Genomic DNA, 22,759 nt, shown 5'->3' on the forward strand with positions numbered 1-22,759 from the left:
GCAGTAAACTCCTACAACTTTGTTACCTAGCCCGCAAAATAGAACAATTTTGATGTGTTGTTTTTATTTATCATAGCTAAAAATACTTCAGCAAGCGAATCTCCATTTAAAAGACCCAACTGACAAATATCATGCTTTAAGACCATTTTAATTTAGATTTTTGTAATGGCAAATTATGTTCAATTTTGATTCGCGTTTGTCATAAATTAAATCTCAACATGACAAATGCCCATTCATTTCATATTCCCGTAATGGGAATAGGATTTACCATAGACACCCCTTTAAAAGTATCCCAATTTGGCATAGACTCTGTTATTTCTTTAGTAGATGATATCCTTATCGAAAAACTAAGGAAGATGTACTGTGAAAAATTCGAACGCCCCTATTCAGAGATAACTGAAAAAATGGACGATTTTAGAGCAAAAAGGATCACTTCCTATCTTGATCTTATTTATGATGAAAGTGTAAAGAAATTTGAAGACCTAATAAATGTTACCACGGAATCGGCTACTGATCTCAAGAAATATTTTTCAATGTTGCCGGATACGTCACGTTTGAAACAAGAATTCAAGAATTTGACCAAAGACTCCTTTGACTTACAGGAAATCAAAACCTGGGTAATGGAAAACCTCCCTATGGGAAGTATTGATGTTAACATTATGACTAAGGTTGATAAAGAAAATTATCGTAAAAAGATAAAGTTACCTGCCGAATACAATGATGCGCATGCGGCATTAAGAGGTTACGCTAACAGCGTTTTAAATTCTTCCATTATCCTTTCTGCAGGAATGAATCCCAGATTGTATAGTTATATGGAACAGTTCGAAGATTTTTATCCCGATGAAAATGGAATTATCAAAAAGAAAATAGTCCTTAAAGTAAGTGATTACCGTTCAGCTTTAATCCAGGGTAAATTCCTGGCAAAAAAAGGGTTGTGGGTATCAGAATATCGAATTGAATCCGGACTTAATTGTGGCGGACATGCTTTCGCTACGGATGGTTTTCTTATGGGCCCTATCCTCAATCAATTTAAAGAAGAAAAAGAAAACTTGACCCAATCGGTTTACGAGATTTTGACAAGTGCTTTGGATCAAAAAAATCGGGTTGTTCCAAAAATGATTTTGCCAATAAAAATAACGGCACAAGGTGGCGTAGGAACCAAAGAGGAACACAACTTTATTTTAAATCATTATAAGGTGGATTCTGTTGGATGGGGAACACCATTTCTTTTAGTACCAGAAGCAACAACTGTAGACAAATCGACCATTGAAAAATTGGTCGCAGCCAAAGAAGATGATTTATATCTCAGTAATATTTCCCCCCTGGGTATTCCCTTTCACAGTTTAAAGGGAAATACCAAAGATTTGGAAAAAGCCAAATTAATTGAAAAGGGAAGGCCAGGAAGCCCGTGTCCGAAAAAATTTGTGGCCATGAATAAAGATTTTTTGGATACAGGAATCTGTACAGCGTCCAGACAATATCAGCATCTGAAAATAAAGGAGTTGGACGAACAAGAACTTTCTAAGGAGGACTATACATACTACTACAATAAGATAATCGAAAAATCCTGTACCTGTGTTGGTCTGGGAACTTCTGCCCTGCTCACATACGGACTTGACACAACAACTGAAGGCCAGGGCGTTTCGGTATGTCCCGGTCCCAATATGGCATATTATACTAAAACCATGGATCTGCATGAAATGATAGACCATATTTATGGAAAGACTAACGTGATAACAAGGGAAGATCGTCCCCACATGTTCATTAAAGAACTCTATATTTATTTAGATTATCTTCAAGGCCTTATTGCAGAATCCAGTGTTGAAATGACTGAAAAGCAAAGGAAGTATTTGTTGACCTTCTCCAGTAATTTAAATGATGGAATAGATTATTATCAGGAATTATTCAACAACCAAAAAGAAGAATTTTCAGGGTCCAAACAACAAATATTGCACCAATTAGACGAGGGAAGAGATACTTTAAACAGTTTACTTCAAGGAATCGAAAGTTTGGATAATAAACTGGCTACCCCATAATTATTTATCAATGTTTTCAACATATTTTGCCATACTAAGGCTCATCATGTCCTATATAAAGCATTAAACCAATATGGGATTAACTGGCGTTGTTCCCTACAAGGCTCCGCCTTGAAAGTAAAAACCCCAAACTTACAAATTCAAGCAAGCTTGATTTGCCGTTTGGGATTTTTACTTATTCGTGACCCCGGAGGGATTCAAACCCCCAACCCTCAGAGCCGAAATCTGATGCGCTATTCAGTTGCGCCACGGGGCCTATTATTAATATATTCTCTGCCTTTACCTGTTTTAAAAAATTTCTCCCTTTTCAGAGCTCCCTCTTTTGTCGGAAATGTTTCATAAAACATAACTTCCCATGGCAGATAGGGTTTTGTAGATCTATTTTTACCGGCATTGTGTTGCCACAACCTTTTAGCAAGATTCTTTGTAAAACCTACATAATTTCTTTCATATTTGGTACTTCTAAGAACGTAAACATAATATTCCATATGTTTCAGATGCGCCCCGACCAAGTCGGGCTAGTATTCAGCCTGTCCGCCTTAGGCGGATTGCGCCATGGGGCCATTAGTTTTAGCGAGCGCAATTTACGCAAAAAGAGCTATTTGGAGCTAATAAAATACGTTCAATTGGTATTTTATTTTTACATTTTAGACAGACACCAAAATCACTGGTTCCCAGTTTGTCCAGGTTACACTTTAGCCCTTCAAAACGTTCCTTGGCTTTAACAAGGGCCGCATCCATAACTCCTTTATTGTTTATCGCATCCATTCGCGAAACTCGCCCGATAGCGTTATCGGGAGCAATGGGTTGTGACAGTTCTTCATATTGCTTTATCTTCTTTTGAGTACTGGCAATATCAGATTCTAATAGCTCACGAATTTCCTGAACATTCATTTTAAAATTAAGTAAGTTTAGTACGAACAATACCAGAAATTGTTTTTCCGTCTGCTTGCCCGCCCAATTGCTTGGATACCATCCCCATAACTTTTCCCATGTCTTTCATGCCGCTGGCACCAGTAGTTTCAATAATTTGGATAACAACTTTTTCTATCTCATCAACACTTAGCTGAGCCGGTAAAAACTTTTCAATTACTGCTACCTGTGCCAATTCAGGTTCAGCAAGATCTTCTCTTCCCTGTTCCATAAAAATCGCTGCACTGTCTTTTCGCTGTTTAACCAGCTTTTGTATTAATTTTATTTCATCGGCAGCAGGCATTTCGTCTCCGGCTCCCTTTTCAGATTGTGCCAATAGCAAAGCAGATTTTATTGCCCTTAAAGACTCCAAAGTTATGCTGTCCTTGGCCTTCATTGCCGCTTTTATTTCTTCCATCACTTGATTCTGTAAGCTCATATTTTGCGAATTTTAGGAACACACAAGATAAAAAAAATAAACCCGAAAATGTAATGTATTTTCGGGTCTATTCTAAGTTTGGGGATATAATCCCACATTTTGACTAATCTACATTATCATGTAAAAAGGAGTTGTTAGAACGTAACTGAATTTCATCATTACTATCTTCACTTAAAGTGGTTCTGGACACTTTACCCTCTTTGGGCCTTTCATTTAAATCGATGCCCTGACGTTTATAAGCCGGTTCCTTTTCTATTTCATCAATATTATTAACACTATTCTGAAACTTGTAGTTGAAATCTTTTAGTTTTCTTCTGCGTTCATCAGCCCTTTCTCTTAGTATTTCTTCAATTGGAGTGTTTATGGGGTCTCCGTCATTTTTTTCAACTACTTCCTTCTCAGCCACAGTCTTTCTCTCGAAAACCAATTCATCTTCCACTAGTTTAGGTTCAAATTCTTCAGCTTTGGATTTTGCACCAGTTAACTTATTTTCCAGTTCCATATAGTCATCAAGACTATAACGGGTCTCTCCTTCTTTGTTGTATTCTAAAACAGGTATTACTTCTATATGTTCATTAACATCGAGATCATTTATGTTTTCATCCAGACTAAATGTAATAACATTCTCATTCTCTTCTTCACCAACATCCGTTAAAGGCATGTCAAAACGAAGTGCAATCTGTTCCTTCTCATCTATTTTGCCCGCTAATTCTTCCGGGTCAATTACCTCAATATCCTTTAGGTCCCTTTTAGAATCTATTATGATAAATTCGTCTTCCTCCTTAGCTTCTGCTATAACTTCTTCGTAGAAAACATTAAAATTTCTGATAAAATTAGTGGTCGGAATAAGATCTATAGTTTCCTCTATCTCCAAAGAATGTTTTATTATCGGTTCAAAAACTTCTTTTTCCTCTTCCAGTTGGTAAACGACATTCTCATCACTCAAATCCTGCTCAGCTTTTTGTTCATCTTCAAGAGTATGTATAATTTTTTTGGTTTCAGTATTAACAATTTCATCCTGTTGATCAATGTTAAAACCAGTGGCAATTACGGTTACAGCTATAGCTTCACCGAGCGCTTCATCTTCGCCCACACCCATAATAATATTGGCGCCATGACCGGCCTCAATTTGAATATGATCATTAATTTCTCCTATTTCATCAATAGTGATCTCCTGAGAACCCGATACGATAAGCAACAATACATTTTTGGCCCCTGTAATCTTATTATCATTCAATAATGGAGAATCGAGAGCTTTCATTATAGCTTCCTGGGCTCTTGCCGATCCAGACGACATGGAAGATCCCATAATAGCCGTACCACTATTTGAAAGAACCGTTTTTGCATCACGCAGGTCAATATTCTGAGTATAATGGTGGGTAATTACTTCGGCAATACCTCTGGCTGCAGTTGCAAGTACTTCATCTGCCTTTGAAAAACCTGCTTTAAAACCTAAATTCCCATAAACTTCCCTTAATTTATTGTTATTGATTACGATTAAGGAGTCTACATTAGAACGCAACTTTTCAATCCCTATTTGAGCCTGTTGACACCTCATCTTACCTTCAAACTGAAATGGCATAGTAACTATCCCCACAGTAAGGACATTCATTTCTTTAGCTTGCTTCGCTATAACAGGGGCTGCACCTGTGCCTGTTCCACCGCCCATACCAGCGGTAATAAAAATCATTTTGGTAGTATTATCAAGCATATGCTTAATTTCTTCCATACTCTCAAGGGCAGCTTGTTCTCCTACTTCAGGATTGGCACCAGCTCCTAGTCCTTCTGTAAGAGTAACACCTAATTGTATTTTATTGGGAACAGGACTATTCTGCAAAGCCTGTGAATCTGTATTACAAATTACAAAATCCACTCCGTTAATTCCGGCCTGAAACATGTGATTAATTGCATTACTTCCACCCCCTCCAACTCCAATTACTTTAATTACATTACTTTGATTTTTAGGTAAATCAAAGGCTATATTTTCAAATTCGGTGTTCTTGCTCATGTTTTTTTGTGTTACTGGTTATTATGTGCTACGATTTAGGTTTACTCCGCGTTATCTAAAAAATCTTTAAGTTTTTCTGACCAAAGATCAAATACAGATTTTCTCTCTCCTTTTACTTTTTGGATTGTTCTGCCTTCAGGATGTCCTTCTAAAACCAATTCTTCTTCATTTCTGGTTTCCTCTTGATAAATAGGATTTCTTCCTTTATTTTCAATTGCATTCATCAGCAACCCTACGGCGGTTGCGTATAAAGGACTGGCAATTTCCTGATCGGAATCTCCTGCCAAATGCTCATTTGGATATCCTATTCTGGTATCCATTCCTGTAATATATTCTACTAGCTGCTTTAGATGCTTTAACTTGCTTCCTCCTCCAGTCAATACAATCCCCGCAATTAGCTTCTTTTTTTGATCTTCATGTCCGTAATTTTTAATTTCAACATATACCTGCTCAACAATCTCAACTACCCGCGCATGTATAATCTTAGACAAATTCTTAAGTGTAATTTCCTTGGGTTCTCTTCCGCGCAATCCGGGGATAGAAACTATTTCATTGTCCTTGTTTTCACCTGGCCATGCAGAACCAAATTTCATTTTGAGTAGTTCGGCTTGTTTTTCAATAATTGAGCAACCCTCTTTAATATCTTCGGTAATAACATTTCCGCCAAACGGAATAACGGCTGTGTGCCTTATGATGCCATCTTTAAAAATAGCAAGGTCTGTTGTACCGCCCCCAATATCTATTAAAGCAACTCCGGCTTCTTTTTCTTCCTGACTAAGCACCGCATCTGAAGATGCCAGGGGTTCAAGGGTAATATTACCCAGGTCCAGTCCGGCACTTTTGATACACCTTCCAATGTTTTTAATAGATGAAACCTGGCCAACAACCACATGGAAATTAGCTTCAAGCCTTCCACCGTACATTCCTATCGGTTGCTTTATTTCGGCCTGACCATCTACCTTATATTCCTGAGGTAAAACATGGATGATCTCTTCTCCAGGTAACATAACTAACTTATATACCTGATTACAAAGTTTATCCAGATCATCCTCATTGATTACCTCTTCAGAATTGGCTCTTGTAATATAGTCACTATGCTGAAGGCTTCTTATATGCTGGCCAGCGATCCCAACAACTACGGACCCGATTTTTAAACCTGAATCGGCCTCTGCCTGCTCTACAGCCTGTTGAATAGATTTTATGGTTTGTGTTATATTATTTACTACACCCCGATGTACACCAAGGCTTTTTGACCTGCCAATGCCTAAGACCTCAATCTTGCCATACTCGTTTTCTTTTCCGATAATGGCAACAATTTTCGTTGTACCTATATCTAATCCAACTGAATAATTACTTTGTTCCATATTAATTTAAATTTTGGTGCACACTACTTGATTATCAAATTCTAAGCTTACTATATTATAGTTTTCCAATGTTTTGTCCTTGGCCGCCTTGGTATAAAAAGCCTTGAAATTATTGAACTTCTGCTCCAAATCGTCCTCGTTACCCAAATTCACAACAAAGTTTTCTAATCGGAATTTCAATTGATAGTTATCTTCAGCTTCAATGTGAATTCCAATTACATTTTTTCTTAAAAAGTCGTCTTTGTTTATGTATTGTAATATCACATAAACATCTTCTAAACTTTTACCCGTAATATTGCCCGTAATGATCGGCACTCGTGCAGAGTGATTACTGGACAATGGCATGTTTTCACCTTCCTCATCCAAATAGAATTTTGTATTTCCCTCTACACGTCCGATTGGTTGCCGTTGCGCAATATTTGATGTAAGCTCACCGGTTATAGTAAGATAAACTTGGGCACTTTTTACCATTTCATTGGCCTCAATGACCTTTTCTATAGTATCCAAATCTAATTTTTCTTTAGGCATGTTTTTAATGATTCCATAATTTTGTATTAACAATTTATTAACCATAGACTGTGTAAGGTAGAGATTGTCCTCACCAGTAAATTTTAGTGTAATGCCCTCTACAGTTCTCGAATCGCTTCTATGCCCTGAAAACGCATAAAGACCTGTAATACAAATTATTAACCCAATAATTTTGATATAATTCCAATTAATTTTCATACGCAAGTTCCTTTTCTATTTTTGATATTTCTAGCCCAATATCACCGGCACCCATGGTAACCAATACCTCAGGTTTTTGTCTTTTTATTTCTTCTATAAGATCCGCTTTCTGGATTAATTTTTTATTCTTATTCTTTATTTTACCCATCAGCCAAGCCGAAGTCACACCATCAATAGGTTTTTCTCTTGCCGGATATATATCTAACAATAAAACACTATCAAACTGCGCAAGGCTTTGGGCAAAATCATCGACAAAATCTCTGGTCCTTGAAAATAAATGAGGTTGAAAAACAGCGAGTATTTTTTTGCTCTCGTGCATCTCAGACACCGCATCATATATAGCATTTATTTCCGTTGGATGGTGGGCATAATCATCTATAAACACAAAGTCGACGTTCTTAATTCGATATGAAAATCTCCTTTGCACCCCCTTAAAGGTTTCCAATGCTTTAGCAAGTTGGTTAGGTTGGGGACCAACCTGAATTGCCATCGCAAAAGCCACTAAACCATTTAGCAAGTTGTGCTTACCGGGCTTATTAAACTTAACTCCTTTAAGGGTGGTGTTTGGAGTTTCCAAATCAAAAACGTAGGCGCCATGTTCTATTTTTAAATTTCTTATACAATAATCGGAATCGTCTTCTATTCCATATGTTATTCCTTCTAAAGGCAGGCCATTTCTTATAAACAATTTCCCGCCGGGCTTTATTCTTTCAACAAATTCCCTAAAAGACTTTCTTAGTTCTATGCTGTCGCCATAAATATCCAAATGATCCGCATCTATCGAAGTAATACAAGCAATATCAGGTGATAACTGTAAAAATGAACGATCGTATTCATCCGCTTCCACAACAGAATAATCACTGCCACCAAACCAGAAATTACTATTAAAATCTTCCGAAATACCACCTAGAAATGCTGTAAATGGTGTCTCTGATTCCTTTAATAAATGAGCCAGAATGCTACTTGTTGTTGTTTTACCATGGGTTCCTGCAACCGCCAAACAAAAAGTATCCCTTGTAATAACTCCTAACACCTCTGATCTCTTTTTTATTTCAAAACCTCTGGAAGAAAAATAATTAAATTCTTTATGGTCATCAGAAATTGCAGGGGTGTAAACAACTAATGTATTCCCGACATTTTTATAGGCATCTAGAATTTCAGAGACATCATCCTCATAATGTATCTCAATTCCTAAATCAGAAATCTCGCGAGTCAGGGGCGTCTCCGTTTTGTCATAACCTGCTACATTCATTTTTAACAGCTTAAAGTATCGTGCAAGAGCAGACATACCAATTCCTCCGATACCTATAAAATAAATGTTATGTATGCCTTTTAGCGTCATATTAAATTTTCAGCAGATGTTCTATTTCATTTACAATGTTTTTGGTAGCATCAGGTTGTGCCAGAGCTTTGATATTTTCACTTAACAATTTCTTACTATCGATAGAATTATTCAGATCTGAAAAAACGTTTTCAAATTTGTCCGCCAGATCTTTTTCCTCCACCATTAATGCCGCTTGTTTTAAAACAAGACTTCTCGCATTTTTAGATTGATGGTCTTCCGCTACATTTGGCGAGGGAATAAATATCACTGGCTTGCCTACAATGCATAATTCCGAAACCGAACTGGCTCCGGCTCTTGAAATGATAATGTCTGCAGCAGAATAGGCGAAGTTCATTTTATTCAAAAAATCGTAGACTTTCACATCTGTACCGTGAAATTTTTTATATTCTTCATAGTACCCCCGACCACACTGCCAAATAAGTTGAATCCCTAATTTTAAAAAGAAATCCAATTCCTTTTCAATTAGTTGATTTATTCTTCGTGCCCCCAGGCTTCCTCCCAGGACTAGCAGCGTTAGTTTTTTCTGGTCCAAATCAAAGAATTCATATTCCTTAGTAGTATGCTGAAAAGGAGCTATCAAATCTGCTCTTACAGGGTTCCCTGTTTTAACAATTTTATCTTTTGGAAAAAACCGTTCCATATCATCGTAGGCAACACAAATTTTTGCTGCTTGATTAGCCAGTAGTTTATTCGTTATTCCTGCATATGAATTCTGCTCCTGTAACACGCAAGGAATTCCTTTTCTGGCAGCCATTTTTAATACTGGCCCACTGGCAAATCCTCCCGTGCCAATTACCACATGGGGTTTAAACTTCGTCACTATTTTTCCTGCACTAATCAAACTACTTATTAGTTTAAATGGAAACATTAAATTTTTTAATGTCAACCTCCTTTGAATTCCACTAATCCATAAACCTTTAATCTTGTATCCTGCATTTGGCACTTTTTCCATCTCCATCCTGTCTTTTGCACCCACAAATAAAAATGCCGCATTCGGATATCTTAATTTTAATTCATCCGCTATGGCTATTGCGGGATAAATATGGCCTCCTGTTCCTCCACCAGATAATATAAACCTATAGTTGTCCACTTAATACTTCTAGGGGGTTAGTATCATCCAGATCGGGTTTTTTAACATCAAGCTGTTTAAATTTTCTGCTCGCACTTAACACAATTCCAATGGCCAGACAAGTCATCCAAATAGATGTTCCTCCACTACTAATAAGCGGTAAAGTTTGCCCGGTTACTGGAAATAATTCTACTGCAACTGCCATATTAATAAGTGCCTGAAAAACGATAGGCAGCCCAACGCCAACAACTAATAATTTACCAAATACAGTCTCATTTGAATTCGCCACCACCACAATTCTGAATAACAAAAGCATATAAAAGAACATTAGTACAAATCCTCCTACCAAACCGTACTCTTCAATAATAATGGCATAAATAAAATCTGACGAACTCTGAGGCAGAAAATTTTTCATTACACTTTTTCCTGCTCCATTCCCAACAATTCCACCACTTGCAATGGCAATTTTTGCCTTTTCTATCTGATAGTCAGACTCGGTATCTGCCGGATCCCAAAAACTTTCAACTCTATTTATCCAGGTGTCCACCCTGTTTGGAAAAAGATCAGGATAAGCTTTTGCCGTTAGAATAAAAACGGTAAGTATCAATAATCCCGCACCTATAATCCCTGAAAGATATTTTAGCGGATACCCCCCTAAAAAACAAAGTATCAGTACCATAAAAAACAGAATGGCCGCAGTAGAGAAATTAGCCGGCAAAATTAAAATGGTGACAACAAAAACAGGAAGCCACAAGGGCACCATGCTTTCACTGAAAGTGATTGTTTTATCCTTAATTCTCGTCAGGTATCTAGCCACGTAGACCATTAGAACTACGGCTGCCAGATTTGAAGTTTGAAAAGTAATTCCAACCAATGGAAGGCGTATCCATCTACTGGCATTTGCGCCATCAATTGTAGTGCCCTGAGCCAGAGTATATGCCAATAGAACCAGTACAATGGGCAGAGCAATTAGAGATAATCCTTTAAAAAAATGGGTAGGAATTTTATGAACACCATAGATTATTCCAAATCCCAAAAACAGCAACATCCCATGTTTTACCAAATGGCCAATTGTTGTGCCATTTCCTACAACATAAACCAGATTACTGCTTGCACTGTAAACAGGTAAAAAGGAAAAGAGGGCCAGGAGGGCAACTACTCCCCAAATGGCTTTATCTCCTTTTATATTTCCTATAAACCCGGACATTCTTACAAGTTTTTTATTGCTTCCTTAAATTGATTTCCTCTGTCTTCATAATTTTTAAAAAGATCAAAACTGGCGCAAGCCGGAGATAGCAAAACAGTATCTCCTCTTTCGGCAATTTTATACGCTACTTTTGCGGCTTCACTCATTGCGTAAGTCTCAACAATTAAATCTACCACATTGCCAAAAGCATATTTAATTTTTGAATTATCCATACCCAGGCAAATGATAGCTTTTACCTTTTCCCTTACTAAGGGCATCAGTACTTTATAATCATTGCCTTTATCCACACCACCTACAATCCACACAATAGGAGTTTTAATGCTTTCCAAGGCATAGTAAGTGGCATTTACATTGGTAGCCTTTGAATCATTTATATATTGTACATGGTGTATTTTTAAAACCTTTTCCAAACGATGTGAAGCTCCCTGAAAATTCTGAATGCTTTCGCGGATAGTATCCTTTCGAATACCAACCAATTTAGCAACCGTTGATGCCGCCATTGTATTTTTAAGGTTGTGTAAACCTTCTAGTGCCAAAGAATCTGCTTCCATTTCAATTGTTTTATTTTCTGTCCTAATTAATATTCTGTCATTTTCTAACCATGCCCCTTCTTTAAGTTTCTCATTAATTGAAAAAGGCAATAATTTTGATCTGATTGGGTTATTCTCCAGCCAATTAGCAATTACATCATCATCACAATCATAAATCAAACTGTCTTTGGCGTTTTGGTTTTGTACAATTCGGAATTTTGAAGACACATAGTTTTCAAAAGAATTATCATACCTATCTAAATGGTCTGGTGTAATATTTGTTATCACAGCTATGTTTGGTTTAAAATCTACAATTCCATCTAACTGAAAACTGCTTATTTCAAGCACATAGAAATCATAGTCATATTCCGCTACCATCTTGGCAAAACTGTCTCCAATATTTCCAGCCATTCCCACGTTTAAACCTCCCTTTTTTAATATGCTATAGGTAAGCATAGTAGTGGTGGTTTTGCCATTACTTCCCGTAATTCCTATTATTGTAGCATCTGTGTGTTTTGCAGCAAACTCAATCTCAGAAATTACCGGAACACCTTTATCTACAAGTTTTTTTACAAGAGGTATTGTGTCCGGAATACCCGGGCTTTTCATTACGATATCAGCATTTAGAATTTTATCTTCCGAATGATGCTCTTCCTCCCAATCAATCTCAAAATGTTCAAGAACGTTTTTATATTTTTCTTTGATCTTACCCTTATCTGAAACAAATACCAGGTAATCCTTTTTTTTTGCCAGAATGGCCGTTCCAACTCCACTTTCACCAGCGCCGAGCACAACCATTAATTTCATTATCTCACTTTGAGTGTCACAATTGTAATTATGGCCAATAGTATTCCTATAATCCAAAACCTTGTGACGATTTTACTTTCGTGATAACCCTTTTTCTGATAATGGTGATGTAGGGGTGCCATCAAAAAAATACGTTTCCCTTCACCTGATCTATTTTTGGTGTATTTGAAATAACCAACCTGCATCATCACCGATATGGACTCGGCAAAGAATATTCCGCATAGAATAGGAATCAACAATTCTTTTCTTACTATTAATGCAATTACTGCTATGACCCCCCCTATCGTAAGACTCCCAGTGTCGCCCATAAAAACTTGAGCAGGAAATGCGTTATACCATAAAAAACCTACCAATGCTCCTACAAAAGCAGCTATGAACACCAAAAGCTCTCCAGCCTTGGGTATGTACATGATATCCAAGTATTCCGAAAAAATTATATTACCGGACACCCATGCAAAAATCCCTAGGGTGAGAACAATTATCGCAGATGAACCGGCCGCTAAACCATCAATTCCATCGGTAAGATTAGCGCCATTGGAAACCGCGGTGACTATTAAGATGACAATTGGAATAAAAATTAGCCATGCATTCGATACTGCCTTCTCACCAGCCCAGGAAATCATATTGCTATAATCCAGTTCATTATTCTTAAAAAACGGAACGGTAGTCATTGTAGATTTAATGTCTGCTCCTTTTATCTTTTCAACCCTATATTTCTGTGTAATTATAGTATTGGTTCTTTCCCGCATCGTGACTTCCGGATGGAAGTATAGGGTTAGACCCACAATGAGGCCAAGTACAACCTGACCTATCACTTTAAACCTGCCTTTGAGACCTTTTTTATTGTTTTTGAATATTTTAATATAATCATCCACAAATCCGATAATACCCATCCATAGAATTGTAACTATCAATAGAATGATATAAATATTCTTTAAATCAGCGAACAGTAGCACAGGAATTAAGGTGGACATAATTATTATCAAACCACCCATTGTTGGAGTCCCTGTCTTTTGCTTTTGCCCCTCAAGTCCAAGATCCCTGATGGTCTCCCCTATTTGTTTACGCTTAAGAAAAAGTATAATACGCTTACCATAAACTGTAGCCAATAACAAAGAGAGTAGCACCGCCATAGCCGCCCTGAATGTCTGAAATTGGAACAGACTTGCTCCTGGCAATTGATATTCTTTTTCTAAATAATCGAACAGATAATACAGCATATTACGTTATCTATTTCTTGTTACTTATTTAAACTGTTTAGCACTTCCTTTATAATTTTAAAATCATCGAAATCTACTCGTTCACCATTAGTTTCCTGATAGGTTTCATGACCCTTACCAGCAACCAGGATAATATCATTCGGTACTGCTAGCTGACAGGCTGTCTTTATTGCCTGATTTCGATTTTCAATTGATAAAACTTTCCTGAGATTTTGTGGTTCTACGCCAGCTTCCATCTCTTCAATGATGATAAGAGGGGGTTCGGATCGTGGGTTATCTGATGTAAAAATTGCTTTACCACTCATTGCTGAAGCGATATGACCCATTACCGGACGCTTAGACCTGTCACGATCACCACCACACCCCACTACGGTGATGACGTTTTCATTTCCAGTCCTCAATGTATTGATTGTCTCAAGTACATTTTTTAAGGCGTCCGGCGTATGGGCATAATCAACAATTGCCGTTATTCTTTCTTTTGATATGAAGTATTGAAACCTTCCGTCAACGTTTTCCAATTCACTCAATAACCTTAGGGTTTCAAGTTTTTCTAATCCCAATAGGTCAGCTGTAGCATATATGGCCAGGATGTTATAAGCATTAAAATGACCTATTAACCGGGTCCATAGCTCATTATCATCAATTTTTAACAACTGTCCGTTAAACTGATTCTCCAAAATCTGAGCCCTGTAGTCGGCATAACTTTTTAGAGCGTAGGTGTATTTTTTAGCTGCAGTATTCTGCAGCATGACAAGCCCATTTTTATCGTCAATATTTGTTAATGCAAATGCTCTTTTAGGTAAATCATCAAATAATTTCTTTTTTGTATCCCTGTATTCAGCAAATGTTTTGTGATAATCCAGGTGGTCATGCGATAAATTGGTAAATATTGCGCCCTCAAACACCAATCCTTCTGTTCTTTTTTGATGAATGCCGTGGGAACTTACTTCCATAAAACAAAATTCTACACCTGCATCATTCATCAGAGAGAGATATTGATTAATGGTCATGGCATCGGGAGTCGTATGGCTCGTAGTAAATTCTCTATTATCCACCATTATTCGAATAGTAGACAACAGGCCAACTTTATAGCCTGCTTTTTTAAACAATTGATACAACAAACTACTTACCGTAGTTTTACCGTTAGTACCGGTAACACCAACAAGTTTTAAATTTTTAGATGGATTATCATAGAAATTTGATGCCATTATAGCAAGGGCCTGGTTGGCATCAAGAACTTCCACATAAGTTACATTATTAGCCAAATCTCCCGGAAGCTCTTCGCATACTATCGAATTGGCCCCTGCCGATATAGCTTTATCTATATATTTATGACCATCGGTTAAAGTGCCCTTAATGGCAACAAAAACGCTTTGTTTAGTCACTTTTCTGGAATCAAAACATATGGTATTCACTAAAACCCCGGTAGAACCGCTTACAGCCGTAAGACTTACTCCAAATAATATATCCTTTAGGGGCTTCATGAAAGTTCTAAAATTATTTTTTTTACTTTTTCTAAATCTGTTCCCTTAGAAATTGATTGCTTTTTTACTTTGCCATTACCTTTGATCTCTACCTCCAGACCCATGTTTTCGAGGATAGAAATTGCATCCATACCGCTCATTCCTTTTACATCTGGCATATGATTATGACTCTTTTGTGCCTCAACATAGTAGCTTTGAAAACTTGCTTCTAAATCTTCATTCAAAGGTTCCAAGGTTTCTATTTCGTCTATTAATGGATTGTTGGCATAAATCTTTCTGGCTATGGATTTAAATACTGGTCCTGACACGTCGGCGCCATAGTAGCCTACACTTTTATCCGGTTCATGGATTACAACTATACAGGAGTATTTTGGATCATCTGCAGGGAAATATCCGGCAAAAGTTGATATATACTTCAGTTTGTCCGGGTCTCGGGTTACATAGTTTTTTTGAGCCGTTCCCGTTTTACCTGCCATAGAAAAGTTTGGAGAATAAAGCCTGTGCCCCGTTCCGTGTTCTTTTTCCACAACATTTTTCAACAAGTTACGCACCTGTTTTGCGGTCTCCTTAGAGCAAATAGCCTCATTAATAATTTCTTTATCGAACGTGTAAATGGTTTTGTTCCATTCCTTAACCTCTTTTATAAGTCTGGGACGTAATAATTGACCGTCATTAGCGATAGCGTTGTAAAAAGCAAGAGTCTGTAAAGGCGTTAAGGATACTTCATAGCCATGAGACATCCATGCCAGGGAAATACCGGACCATCCTTTATCTCCGGGATATCTTATTACAGGCTTACCTTCGCCTTTTATTGGCATTCCCAGTTCCTGATGAAGCCCCATAGACATTAGACGATCTACATAAACTGATGGTTCGTCTTTATAACTGGTATGGATCATTTTGGCGAAAGCTGTATTTGAAGAAACTTCAAAAGCCCTAGCCATTGAAATTTTGCCATAACCTCCGTGTTTGGAATCCCTTACTATTCTATCGTATATTTTCCACCGTCCCTTTTCAGTATCAATAACTGTGCTGGTGTCTATCTTTTTATCTTCCAGGGCAGCCACCAATGACATTAATTTAAAGGTAGATCCGGGTTCGTGTGATTCGCCTATCGCATAATTTAATCTTTCATAATACTTACCATCTTCTGTTCTTCCAAGGTTTGAAATTGCCTTTATCTCTCCGGTTTTAGTTTCCATTACAATAACACATCCATGATCGGCTTTATACTTTTCTAATTGTGTTAAGAGCCCATGATGGGCAATATCCTGGATATTGATATCTATGGTCGACACTACATCATAGCCATCTTTTGGTTCAACAATATTGTCTAAGCCAATAGGTTTCCACTGACCTTTAGCAATTTTCTGTTTTAGTCTTTTTCCTTCTATACCTCTTAAGTAATAACCAAAAGCACCTTCAAGTCCTACCCTGGTTACATAGCCATTTTCATCAAATCGTTCATACCCAACGCTTCTTTCTGCTATTTTTCCTAGAGGATGTTCCCTTACTGTTTTTTGCTCCACAATAAAACCTCCCCTATTTGGTCCCTTATTAAAGAGCGGGAAAGCCTTAACCGCCATATAATCTGAATAATCAAGATTCCTGGCCACCAAGGTGTATCTGTTTTTATTTGCTTTAGCTTTTCTTAAAATCTGTTCGTAATAGGCCGAGGGTTTTCCAAATAGGTTTGCCAGAGCATCGCACAAAGGCTGTACTCCTTCTTCAAAATCTGAACTTTTTACTGTGACCGCATCAAAACGTATCGTATATCTGGAGACTGATGTAGCTAACAAACTTCCGTCATCTGAATAGAGATTTCCCCTGTTTGGAGCAATGGTAAAAAGCCTTTCCGTGCGTTCATGAGCCATCTCCTTGTACTTATTGCCATGAACCATCTGAATACTTACAAGCTTTACGACCACAGTAATCGCAAACAGGAACAGACATGCTGATACTATATAAAGCCTGGTTAATATTTTTTTATCGGTGATGGCCACTATTTTTTATTGGTTTTTACTTTTATTTTTCTTGGCGGTACTTCAGAAGGAAAAAGATCGTCAACCATAACATTTTCTGTAATGGTCGATTCTAATTTTAATCGTTGTACGTCTGAGCGCATATCTACAAATTCGTTTTTTAACTCTTTGACCTGTTCATTCAGTGCGGCTACTTGATGTACTTTTTTATCTGCACTATGAGAACTTGCAATCATTATGGTTGCCAATACCGAGGCAAAAATTATAAAGAGCCAATTTTTTGGAGCATCTCCACTCACTAAGAACTTGCCTTTTAAAATATCTATGATCCCTTTTCTCATGAGTTTAACATTGTTTTAAATTATATAGATCCACAAATTATATTCGTTCTGCTATTCGCAGTCTTGCACTACGAGCCCTGCTATTCTTAGTAATTTCTTCGGCAGAGGGAACTATTAATCCGCCTATCTTTTTAAAGGGAACATTAATATTTCCGTAAAAGTCCTTTTCTGCTTCGCTCATAAAACTACCTGTTCTTATGAATCTCTTAACCAGTCTATCTTCCAATGAGTGATAACTAATTAAACTCAGCCGTCCGCCTTTGTCCATCATCTCCGGAGTTTGCAATAAAAATTCTTCTATTGCCACTAATTCCTGATTCACTTCAATGCGTATTGCCTGATATATCTGCGCTAAAATCTTGTTCTCTCTAAACTTTGGCAGAAATTCTTTCAATACCCTTTTTAGGTCTACCGTTGTTTTAATAGGTTCATTTACCCTATGTTCTATAATGGTTTTGGCCATTGCATCTGCACGTCTTAAATCGCCATAACGAAACAATACATTTCTAAGATCATCATAGGTATAAGAATTAACCACTTTATAAGCATTCTTCTTATTTCTTGAACTCATCCTCATATCCAGAGCGGCATCAAAACGTGTGGAAAAACCCCGTTCAGCCTTGTCAAACTGATGAGAAGAAACCCCAAAGTCAGCTAAGATTCCATTTACTTTCCGAATGCCATAGAACTTTAAAAACTGCTTTATATATCTAAAATTTTCATTGATCAGGGTAAATCTATCATCTGCTATTGTGTTTTTCAAAGCTTCCTCATCCTGATCAAAAGCAAACAACGCTCCCCCACCACCTAATCTTCTTAAAATCTCCCTGGAATGTCCTCCCCCTCCAAAAGTGACATCTACATAAATTCCATTTTCCACTATGTTGAGACCGTCCACTGACTCCTTTAATAAAACAGGGTTATGATAGTTCGTCTCCATCATCTCCCATTACCTCTTCTGCTAATTCTGCAAAATTTTCTGCAGTTTCATCAATTACTTTTTCATAGCTATCCTTATCCCAAATCTCAATAATGTTTATAGCCGAGCTCAAAACCACTTCTTTGCTAATCCCAGCAACAGAAACAAGGTTTTTAGGTATTAGCAATCTACCTGTTCCATCTATTTCTAAGGGTTTTACACCTGCTGAAAACCGCCTGATAAAATCGTTGTTCTTCTTCTTAAACCTGTTCTTTTTATTCATCTTTTCCATTAACAGGTTCCATTCGTCCATGGGATAAAGTTCAAGACAAGGCTGAAATACGGAGCGTTTTATGACAAAGCCCTTGTTAAGAACAGGGGCCATCTGGTTTTTGAGGGTAACGGGTATCATTATCCGTCCCTTAACATCAGCTTTACAATCATATGTCCCAATAAAACTTATCACTTAAATCGGCTGGTTTTCTAATATAAACTCAAATATATAGAAATTATTACCACAATTTACCACAATTTACCACTTTATTGAAAAAAAATCTAAAAGAGAAGAGAAGTATAGAGCTATGTTCAGCTATTATAGAAGTTGTTTTAAATAGCGGAATATCCTTATTTTTAATAAAAAAAATATAGTATTGTAAAGGTATCCTCTTTTTTCCAAAAGTATTAGTATTATTAGGAAATGTCTATATTTGCCCACTGAAGCCAGAAGCATTATTTAATGGAAGAACACATTAAAAAGGAAGGAAAATATAAATTTATTGAGGTCGGAGAAGGAACTCCGATGATTATTCTTCACGGTCTTATGGGGGGGCTCAGTAATTTTCACGGAGTAACCAATTATTTTCCAAATAAAGGCTATAAAGTTTTAATTCCTGAATTGCCAATCTACTCTTTGCCTTTATTAAGAACCAATGTAAAAAACTTTGCCAGGTTCCTTGAAAAATTTATTGAATTTAAAGGGCTCAAAGATGTTATTTTGTTAGGTAATTCCCTTGGAGGTCATGTAGGTCTATTACATACTAAGCTTTATCCAAGAATGGTGAGAGCATTGGTAATTACAGGTAGCTCGGGACTTTATGAAAGTGCAATGGGAGATGGTTATCCCAAACGAGGGGATTATGAATTTATAAAAAAGAAAGCGCAGGATGTTTTTTATGATCCCGAAGTAGCTACTAAGGAAATTGTCGATGAAGTATTTGCCACAGTCAATGACAGACGGAAATTGATAAAAACACTAGCCATAGCCAAAAGTGCCATAAGACATAATATGTCTAAAGATTTACCGAAAATGAAGACCCCAACCTGTATTATTTGGGGTGAAAATGATTCTGTAACACCACCAAATGTTGCACGGGAATTTCATGAATTGCTACCGGATTCGGAGCTTTTCTGGATAAAGGAGTGCGGCCATGCACCTATGATGGAACATCCCAATGATTTCAATGTCATTCTGGACAAATGGTTACAGAAGCGTAAATTCTAATACATTTATTGTCATGAAGATAAAGTCTGCCGACTTTTTAATGAGCAACTCCAGCGTAGAGAAGTGCCCTAACCAGCCTTTTCCAGAATATGCCTTTATAGGAAGATCAAATGTTGGAAAATCTTCGCTGATAAATATGCTTACTTCTCGCAAGAGTTTGGCAAAAACATCTGGAAGACCTGGAAAAACACAACTTATCAATCATTTTAAAATAAATGATCAATGGTTCCTGGTTGATCTTCCTGGATATGGATACGCGCGCGTTTCTAAGAAGGATAAGAAAACTTTTCAGAAATATATTACTGATTACTTTCTCAAAAGAGAGCAATTAGTAAGTGCCTTTTTATTAATTGATATAAGACACGAAGCCCAAAAAATTGATCTTGAATTCATGCAATGGATGGGTGAGAATGGCATCCCCTTTTCAATAATATTTACCAAAGCAGATAAGTTGAAGCCCAAAGCGATTGAAAGAAATGTTAAGAATTACTTAGACCAACTGCTTTTAGGCGTATGGGAAGAAGTCCCAAATCATTTTGTTACTTCCTCGTCAAATGGCATGGGCAAGGAAGAGGTTTTAAACTATATTCAAGAAATTAATAAAGGATTATTTGAGGGAAAATAAAGCTCAGACCCCTATGCTGTCATTTCTTTTTCCCTATTCTTAATTAAATCGATTAAGGCATCTGTATTTTCCAATTCATTGAGTTCTTTTGTAGAAACAAATACTTGTAACTCGTTATTCACTGCTACTAATACAATCGGAAACTCAAACTTATATCCGAATTTTGAAGCATACTGCTTATTAAATTCATCCTTATGTAGAAATTCCATGCTACGGACTTCTTCCTCACGAAATCTCTTCCAGGCTTTTTTCTCATTAATTACACCAAAGGTTAAATCACAAAGATTACATTGGTATGTCTGCGGACTTAATGCTTTATGAGCTCCATCCAAAAGGGAATTTCGCAAGCCTGAATTGGCGTTGTAAACAAAAATTAACCGAGCCTCCTGATGATTTTCCATAAATAAATTTATACATTTAATACCTACTGAAAATGTACTTTACAAAATATTTTTTAGTCAACAAAAATACGCAATCCTTACATCTAAAATCTCTAATCAGTTGTTATATGTGTAAACTTTTAAACTGCTGCCTGCTATTGTTTGCCATGCAATGGCAGACGGGCTTTGCCCAGCCACAATCAACCCCATTACCTTCCCCTTTTAAAAATATAGATACACTAGCGACCAATGACTGGTGGAACAGACCTCCAAATGAAATTATTAATCTAAATGTAAACAGAGACAGTGTTGTGGCATTTGGTCTTTATACCGTACATGCCAACGTCCTTAAATTAACGGCTCAACTTTATCCTCTTTACCCTGATGAAACAAGGAAAATTAGTTTAGCTCTTTACCAAGATGAAAAATGGAAAGTCGTCCAAATACAATATGTCAATGAATTTGGTTGGTCTGCGCTTTTCAGGATAGAAAATTGGGACTATTCAAAACATACAAAATACAGAATTACCCATGGGAAACGAGCTTATTTTGAAGGAACAATCAGAAAAAATCCTGATTATAAGAATGAAATTGTAATGGCGGCTCTCTCCTGTAATTCAAACAAGGATAGGGGTTTGAGGAAAAATTACGTAAGGAATATTAATTATCAGGACCCGGATCTCATGTTTTTTGCAGGTGATCAGTCCTATGATCATACAGAGCATACGGCTGCATGGCTTAAATTCGGGCTTCAATTCAGGGAAACTTTCAGGAACAGACCATGTATCACTATTCCCGATGACCACGATATCGGACAGGGTAATCTTTGGGGAGAAAATGGCAAACTATCCACATCAAAAGGAAGCAGCGATGGAGGGTATACTTATCATCCGGAATATGTAAAAATGGTGGAAAGGTGCCAAACTGCGCATCTTCCGGATCCCTACGATCCAACACCTATTGAACAGGGCATTGGGGTATACTACACAAATCTTACCCTGGGAGGTATTGATTTTGCCATATTAGAAGATAGAAAATTTAAATCAGGACCAGAGGGTAAAATTCCACAGCAAGGCCCACGCCCGGACCATATAAGGAATCCTCAATACAATCCGAGTTCAATTGATTTAGAGGGATTGACTTTATTAGGTGAAAGACAACTAATCTTTTTAAAGGACTGGGGTAGTAAAAATTCGGGAGTCATGAAAGTGGTGTTATCCCAAACAGGATTTTGTGGGGGTGCTCATATCCATGGTTCACTGGACAACAGATTACATGCAGATTTGGATTCCAATGGCTGGCCACAAAGTGGAAGGGACGAAGCATTACGCCTAATAAAAAACGCAAATGCCGTTCATATAGCAGGAGACCAACATCTGGCTACCGTTATACAACATGGCATCAATGACTTTAGGGACGGACCATGGGCCTTTATTGTACCTGCAATTGTAAATGACTATTATAGTCGATGGTGGTGGCCGGAAGATGAACAAGCTGGCGCTAATTCTAACAATAATACAGCATTACCATGGACTGGCGATTATTTGGATGGTTTTGGAAATAGAATAAGTATGATGGCCTATGTAAATCCTGAGAGCCCTTCCAATGGAGGGGGTTACGGTTTAATCAGATTTAACAAAATTGAAAAGAATATAACCTTTGAATGCTGGCCCAGAAATAGTGATGTTACCACGGGTAAAGCAACTCAATTTGAGGGATGGCCAATTACCATAACAGTAGATTAATCCTTTTTTAATTCTAGTTTCTCCGCAAAATAAGCACAGAAATCTTTCATTGTTGTTGTCATTTTTTCATCCTGAGTAGCCTTCATAAAAGTATCGGACATAGCCAACAGAGTTTGGTG

The 22,759-nt window shown here is 37.2% G+C and carries 21 protein-coding genes, 1 tRNA gene and 1 pseudogene; 4 read left to right on the forward strand and 19 right to left on the reverse strand.

Annotation, left to right across the window (positions count from 1 at the left end):
• Positions 1–218 precede the first annotated feature (218 nt).
• Positions 219–2,036: a hypothetical protein gene (locus WBN20_RS01345; RefSeq protein WP_424280431.1), complete on the forward strand. Its 1,818-nt coding sequence runs from the start codon at positions 219–221 to the stop codon at positions 2,034–2,036.
• A gap of 182 nt (positions 2,037–2,218) precedes the next feature.
• Here the strand turns inward: WBN20_RS01345 and WBN20_RS01350 are convergent.
• From WBN20_RS01350 to mraZ, 17 genes are all read right to left on the reverse strand, one after another.
• Positions 2,219–2,292 (reverse strand) — tRNA-Arg (locus WBN20_RS01350).
• Positions 2,270–2,524 carry a GIY-YIG nuclease family protein gene (locus WBN20_RS01355; RefSeq protein WP_424280432.1) on the reverse strand — a complete coding sequence of 85 codons (255 nt, stop codon included), beginning with the start codon at positions 2,522–2,524 and terminating at the stop codon, positions 2,270–2,272. Before WBN20_RS01355 ends, WBN20_RS01350 begins: the two co-directional genes overlap by 23 nt.
• Before the next feature lie 82 nt (positions 2,525–2,606).
• Positions 2,607–2,930 carry a TraR/DksA C4-type zinc finger protein gene (locus WBN20_RS01360; RefSeq protein ID WP_424274152.1) on the reverse strand — a complete coding sequence of 108 codons (324 nt, stop codon included), beginning with the start codon at positions 2,928–2,930 and terminating at the stop codon, positions 2,607–2,609.
• Positions 2,931–2,937: 7 nt separating this feature from the next.
• Positions 2,938–3,387 carry a GatB/YqeY domain-containing protein gene (locus WBN20_RS01365; protein ID WP_424280433.1) on the reverse strand — a complete coding sequence of 150 codons (450 nt, stop codon included), beginning with the start codon at positions 3,385–3,387 and terminating at the stop codon, positions 2,938–2,940.
• A gap of 103 nt (positions 3,388–3,490) precedes the next feature.
• Entirely contained in the window at positions 3,491–5,395 is a 1,905-nt protein-coding gene (ftsZ, locus tag WBN20_RS01370; protein WP_424280434.1) for a cell division protein FtsZ, read from the reverse strand.
• A gap of 41 nt (positions 5,396–5,436) precedes the next feature.
• Positions 5,437–6,759: a cell division protein FtsA gene (ftsA, locus tag WBN20_RS01375; protein WP_424274149.1), complete on the reverse strand. Its 1,323-nt coding sequence runs from the start codon at positions 6,757–6,759 to the stop codon at positions 5,437–5,439.
• 6 nt (positions 6,760–6,765) lie between these two features.
• Complete coding sequence (locus tag WBN20_RS01380) at positions 6,766–7,485, reverse strand: cell division protein FtsQ/DivIB (protein ID WP_424274148.1); 720 nt, start codon at positions 7,483–7,485, stop codon at positions 6,766–6,768.
• Positions 7,475–8,827: a UDP-N-acetylmuramate--L-alanine ligase gene (gene murC / locus WBN20_RS01385; protein WP_424280435.1), complete on the reverse strand. Its 1,353-nt coding sequence runs from the start codon at positions 8,825–8,827 to the stop codon at positions 7,475–7,477. Before murC ends, WBN20_RS01380 begins: the two co-directional genes overlap by 11 nt.
• Before the next feature lies 1 nt (position 8,828).
• Complete coding sequence (murG, locus tag WBN20_RS01390; protein ID WP_424280436.1) at positions 8,829–9,920, reverse strand: undecaprenyldiphospho-muramoylpentapeptide beta-N-acetylglucosaminyltransferase; 1,092 nt, start codon at positions 9,918–9,920, stop codon at positions 8,829–8,831.
• Positions 9,907–11,106 carry an FtsW/RodA/SpoVE family cell cycle protein gene (locus WBN20_RS01395; protein WP_424271590.1) on the reverse strand — a complete coding sequence of 400 codons (1,200 nt, stop codon included), beginning with the start codon at positions 11,104–11,106 and terminating at the stop codon, positions 9,907–9,909. The genes murG and WBN20_RS01395 overlap by 14 nt, the downstream gene beginning before the upstream one ends.
• A gap of 2 nt (positions 11,107–11,108) precedes the next feature.
• Complete coding sequence (gene murD, locus WBN20_RS01400) at positions 11,109–12,443, reverse strand: UDP-N-acetylmuramoyl-L-alanine--D-glutamate ligase (RefSeq protein ID WP_424280437.1); 1,335 nt, start codon at positions 12,441–12,443, stop codon at positions 11,109–11,111.
• Positions 12,443–13,663 (reverse strand): phospho-N-acetylmuramoyl-pentapeptide-transferase, encoded by a 1,221-nt coding sequence (mraY, locus tag WBN20_RS01405; protein ID WP_424271588.1) that lies wholly within the window; start codon positions 13,661–13,663, stop codon positions 12,443–12,445. The genes murD and mraY overlap by 1 nt, the downstream gene beginning before the upstream one ends.
• A 20-nt stretch (positions 13,664–13,683) precedes the next feature.
• Complete coding sequence (locus WBN20_RS01410; RefSeq protein WP_424280438.1) at positions 13,684–15,147, reverse strand: UDP-N-acetylmuramoyl-L-alanyl-D-glutamate--2,6-diaminopimelate ligase; 1,464 nt, start codon at positions 15,145–15,147, stop codon at positions 13,684–13,686.
• Complete coding sequence (locus WBN20_RS01415) at positions 15,144–17,150, reverse strand: penicillin-binding protein (protein ID WP_424280439.1); 2,007 nt, start codon at positions 17,148–17,150, stop codon at positions 15,144–15,146. The genes WBN20_RS01410 and WBN20_RS01415 overlap by 4 nt, the downstream gene beginning before the upstream one ends.
• Positions 17,150–17,470 (reverse strand): FtsL-like putative cell division protein, encoded by a 321-nt coding sequence (locus WBN20_RS01420; RefSeq protein ID WP_424271585.1) that lies wholly within the window; start codon positions 17,468–17,470, stop codon positions 17,150–17,152. The genes WBN20_RS01415 and WBN20_RS01420 overlap by 1 nt, the downstream gene beginning before the upstream one ends.
• Before the next feature lie 37 nt (positions 17,471–17,507).
• Positions 17,508–18,413, reverse strand: a complete 906-nt coding sequence (gene rsmH / locus WBN20_RS01425) for a 16S rRNA (cytosine(1402)-N(4))-methyltransferase RsmH (RefSeq protein WP_424280440.1) — start codon at positions 18,411–18,413, stop codon at positions 17,508–17,510.
• Positions 18,391–18,855, reverse strand: coding sequence for a division/cell wall cluster transcriptional repressor MraZ (mraZ, locus tag WBN20_RS01430; RefSeq protein ID WP_424271583.1), 465 nt, complete (start codon positions 18,853–18,855; stop codon positions 18,391–18,393). The genes rsmH and mraZ overlap by 23 nt, the downstream gene beginning before the upstream one ends.
• 270 nt (positions 18,856–19,125) lie before the next feature.
• Here mraZ and WBN20_RS01435 point away from each other — a divergent pair, with 270 nt between their 5' ends.
• Together WBN20_RS01435 and yihA are read left to right on the forward strand one after the other, a co-directional pair.
• Positions 19,126–19,890 (forward strand): alpha/beta fold hydrolase, encoded by a 765-nt coding sequence (locus WBN20_RS01435; protein WP_424280441.1) that lies wholly within the window; start codon positions 19,126–19,128, stop codon positions 19,888–19,890.
• 13 nt (positions 19,891–19,903) lie between these two features.
• A complete protein-coding gene (yihA, locus tag WBN20_RS01440; protein WP_424275136.1) occupies positions 19,904–20,515 on the forward strand; it encodes a ribosome biogenesis GTP-binding protein YihA/YsxC in 612 nt (203 codons plus the stop codon).
• An 11-nt stretch (positions 20,516–20,526) separates the two neighbouring features.
• Here yihA and WBN20_RS01445 read toward each other — a convergent pair whose 3' ends face one another.
• The gene (locus WBN20_RS01445; RefSeq protein WP_424280442.1) at positions 20,527–20,916 is read right to left on the reverse strand and encodes a GTPase; all 390 of its coding nucleotides are present in this window, start codon (positions 20,914–20,916) and stop codon (positions 20,527–20,529) included.
• Positions 20,917–21,023: 107 nt separating this feature from the next.
• Between WBN20_RS01445 and WBN20_RS01450 the strand changes: the two genes are divergently transcribed.
• Positions 21,024–22,640: an alkaline phosphatase D family protein gene (locus WBN20_RS01450; protein WP_424280443.1), complete on the forward strand. Its 1,617-nt coding sequence runs from the start codon at positions 21,024–21,026 to the stop codon at positions 22,638–22,640.
• Here WBN20_RS01450 and WBN20_RS01455 read toward each other — a convergent pair.
• Positions 22,637–22,759, reverse strand: a pseudogene (locus WBN20_RS01455) (gliding motility protein GldC); the annotation flags it as partial. The gene WBN20_RS01450 and the pseudogene WBN20_RS01455 sit on opposite strands and share 4 nt — an antisense overlap.

It is taken from the genome of Eudoraea sp., assembly GCF_049665975.1.
Lineage (GTDB): Bacteria > Bacteroidota > Bacteroidia > Flavobacteriales > Flavobacteriaceae > Eudoraea.

What these genes read in the sequence shown, in the direction of transcription:
- WBN20_RS01380 (WP_424274148.1), bottom strand. Translation starts at nt 7,485, where the DNA reads ATGAAAATTAATTGGAATTATATCAAAATTATTGGGTTAATAATTTGT.
- mraY (WP_424271588.1), bottom strand. Translation starts at nt 13,663, where the DNA reads ATGCTGTATTATCTGTTCGATTATTTAGAAAAAGAATATCAATTGCCA.
- WBN20_RS01395 (WP_424271590.1), bottom strand. Translation starts at nt 11,106, where the DNA reads ATGTCCGGGTTTATAGGAAATATAAAAGGAGATAAAGCCATTTGGGGA.
- murC (WP_424280435.1), bottom strand. Translation starts at nt 8,827, where the DNA reads ATGACGCTAAAAGGCATACATAACATTTATTTTATAGGTATCGGAGGA.
- WBN20_RS01360 (WP_424274152.1), bottom strand. Translation starts at nt 2,930, where the DNA reads ATGAATGTTCAGGAAATTCGTGAGCTATTAGAATCTGATATTGCCAGT.
- WBN20_RS01410 (WP_424280438.1), bottom strand. Translation starts at nt 15,147, where the DNA reads ATGAAGCCCCTAAAGGATATATTATTTGGAGTAAGTCTTACGGCTGTA.
- WBN20_RS01435 (WP_424280441.1), top strand. Translation starts at nt 19,126, where the DNA reads ATGGAAGAACACATTAAAAAGGAAGGAAAATATAAATTTATTGAGGTC.
- rsmH (WP_424280440.1), bottom strand. Translation starts at nt 18,413, where the DNA reads ATGATGGAGACGAACTATCATAACCCTGTTTTATTAAAGGAGTCAGTG.
- yihA (WP_424275136.1), top strand. Translation starts at nt 19,904, where the DNA reads ATGAAGATAAAGTCTGCCGACTTTTTAATGAGCAACTCCAGCGTAGAG.
- WBN20_RS01445 (WP_424280442.1), bottom strand. Translation starts at nt 20,916, where the DNA reads ATGGAAAATCATCAGGAGGCTCGGTTAATTTTTGTTTACAACGCCAAT.
- WBN20_RS01355 (WP_424280432.1), bottom strand. Translation starts at nt 2,524, where the DNA reads ATGGAATATTATGTTTACGTTCTTAGAAGTACCAAATATGAAAGAAAT.
- ftsA (WP_424274149.1), bottom strand. Translation starts at nt 6,759, where the DNA reads ATGGAACAAAGTAATTATTCAGTTGGATTAGATATAGGTACAACGAAA.
- WBN20_RS01450 (WP_424280443.1), top strand. Translation starts at nt 21,024, where the DNA reads ATGTGTAAACTTTTAAACTGCTGCCTGCTATTGTTTGCCATGCAATGG.
- murD (WP_424280437.1), bottom strand. Translation starts at nt 12,443, where the DNA reads ATGAAATTAATGGTTGTGCTCGGCGCTGGTGAAAGTGGAGTTGGAACG.
- ftsZ (WP_424280434.1), bottom strand. Translation starts at nt 5,395, where the DNA reads ATGAGCAAGAACACCGAATTTGAAAATATAGCCTTTGATTTACCTAAA.
- WBN20_RS01420 (WP_424271585.1), bottom strand. Translation starts at nt 17,470, where the DNA reads ATGAGAAAAGGGATCATAGATATTTTAAAAGGCAAGTTCTTAGTGAGT.
- WBN20_RS01365 (WP_424280433.1), bottom strand. Translation starts at nt 3,387, where the DNA reads ATGAGCTTACAGAATCAAGTGATGGAAGAAATAAAAGCGGCAATGAAG.
- WBN20_RS01345 (WP_424280431.1), top strand. Translation starts at nt 219, where the DNA reads ATGACAAATGCCCATTCATTTCATATTCCCGTAATGGGAATAGGATTT.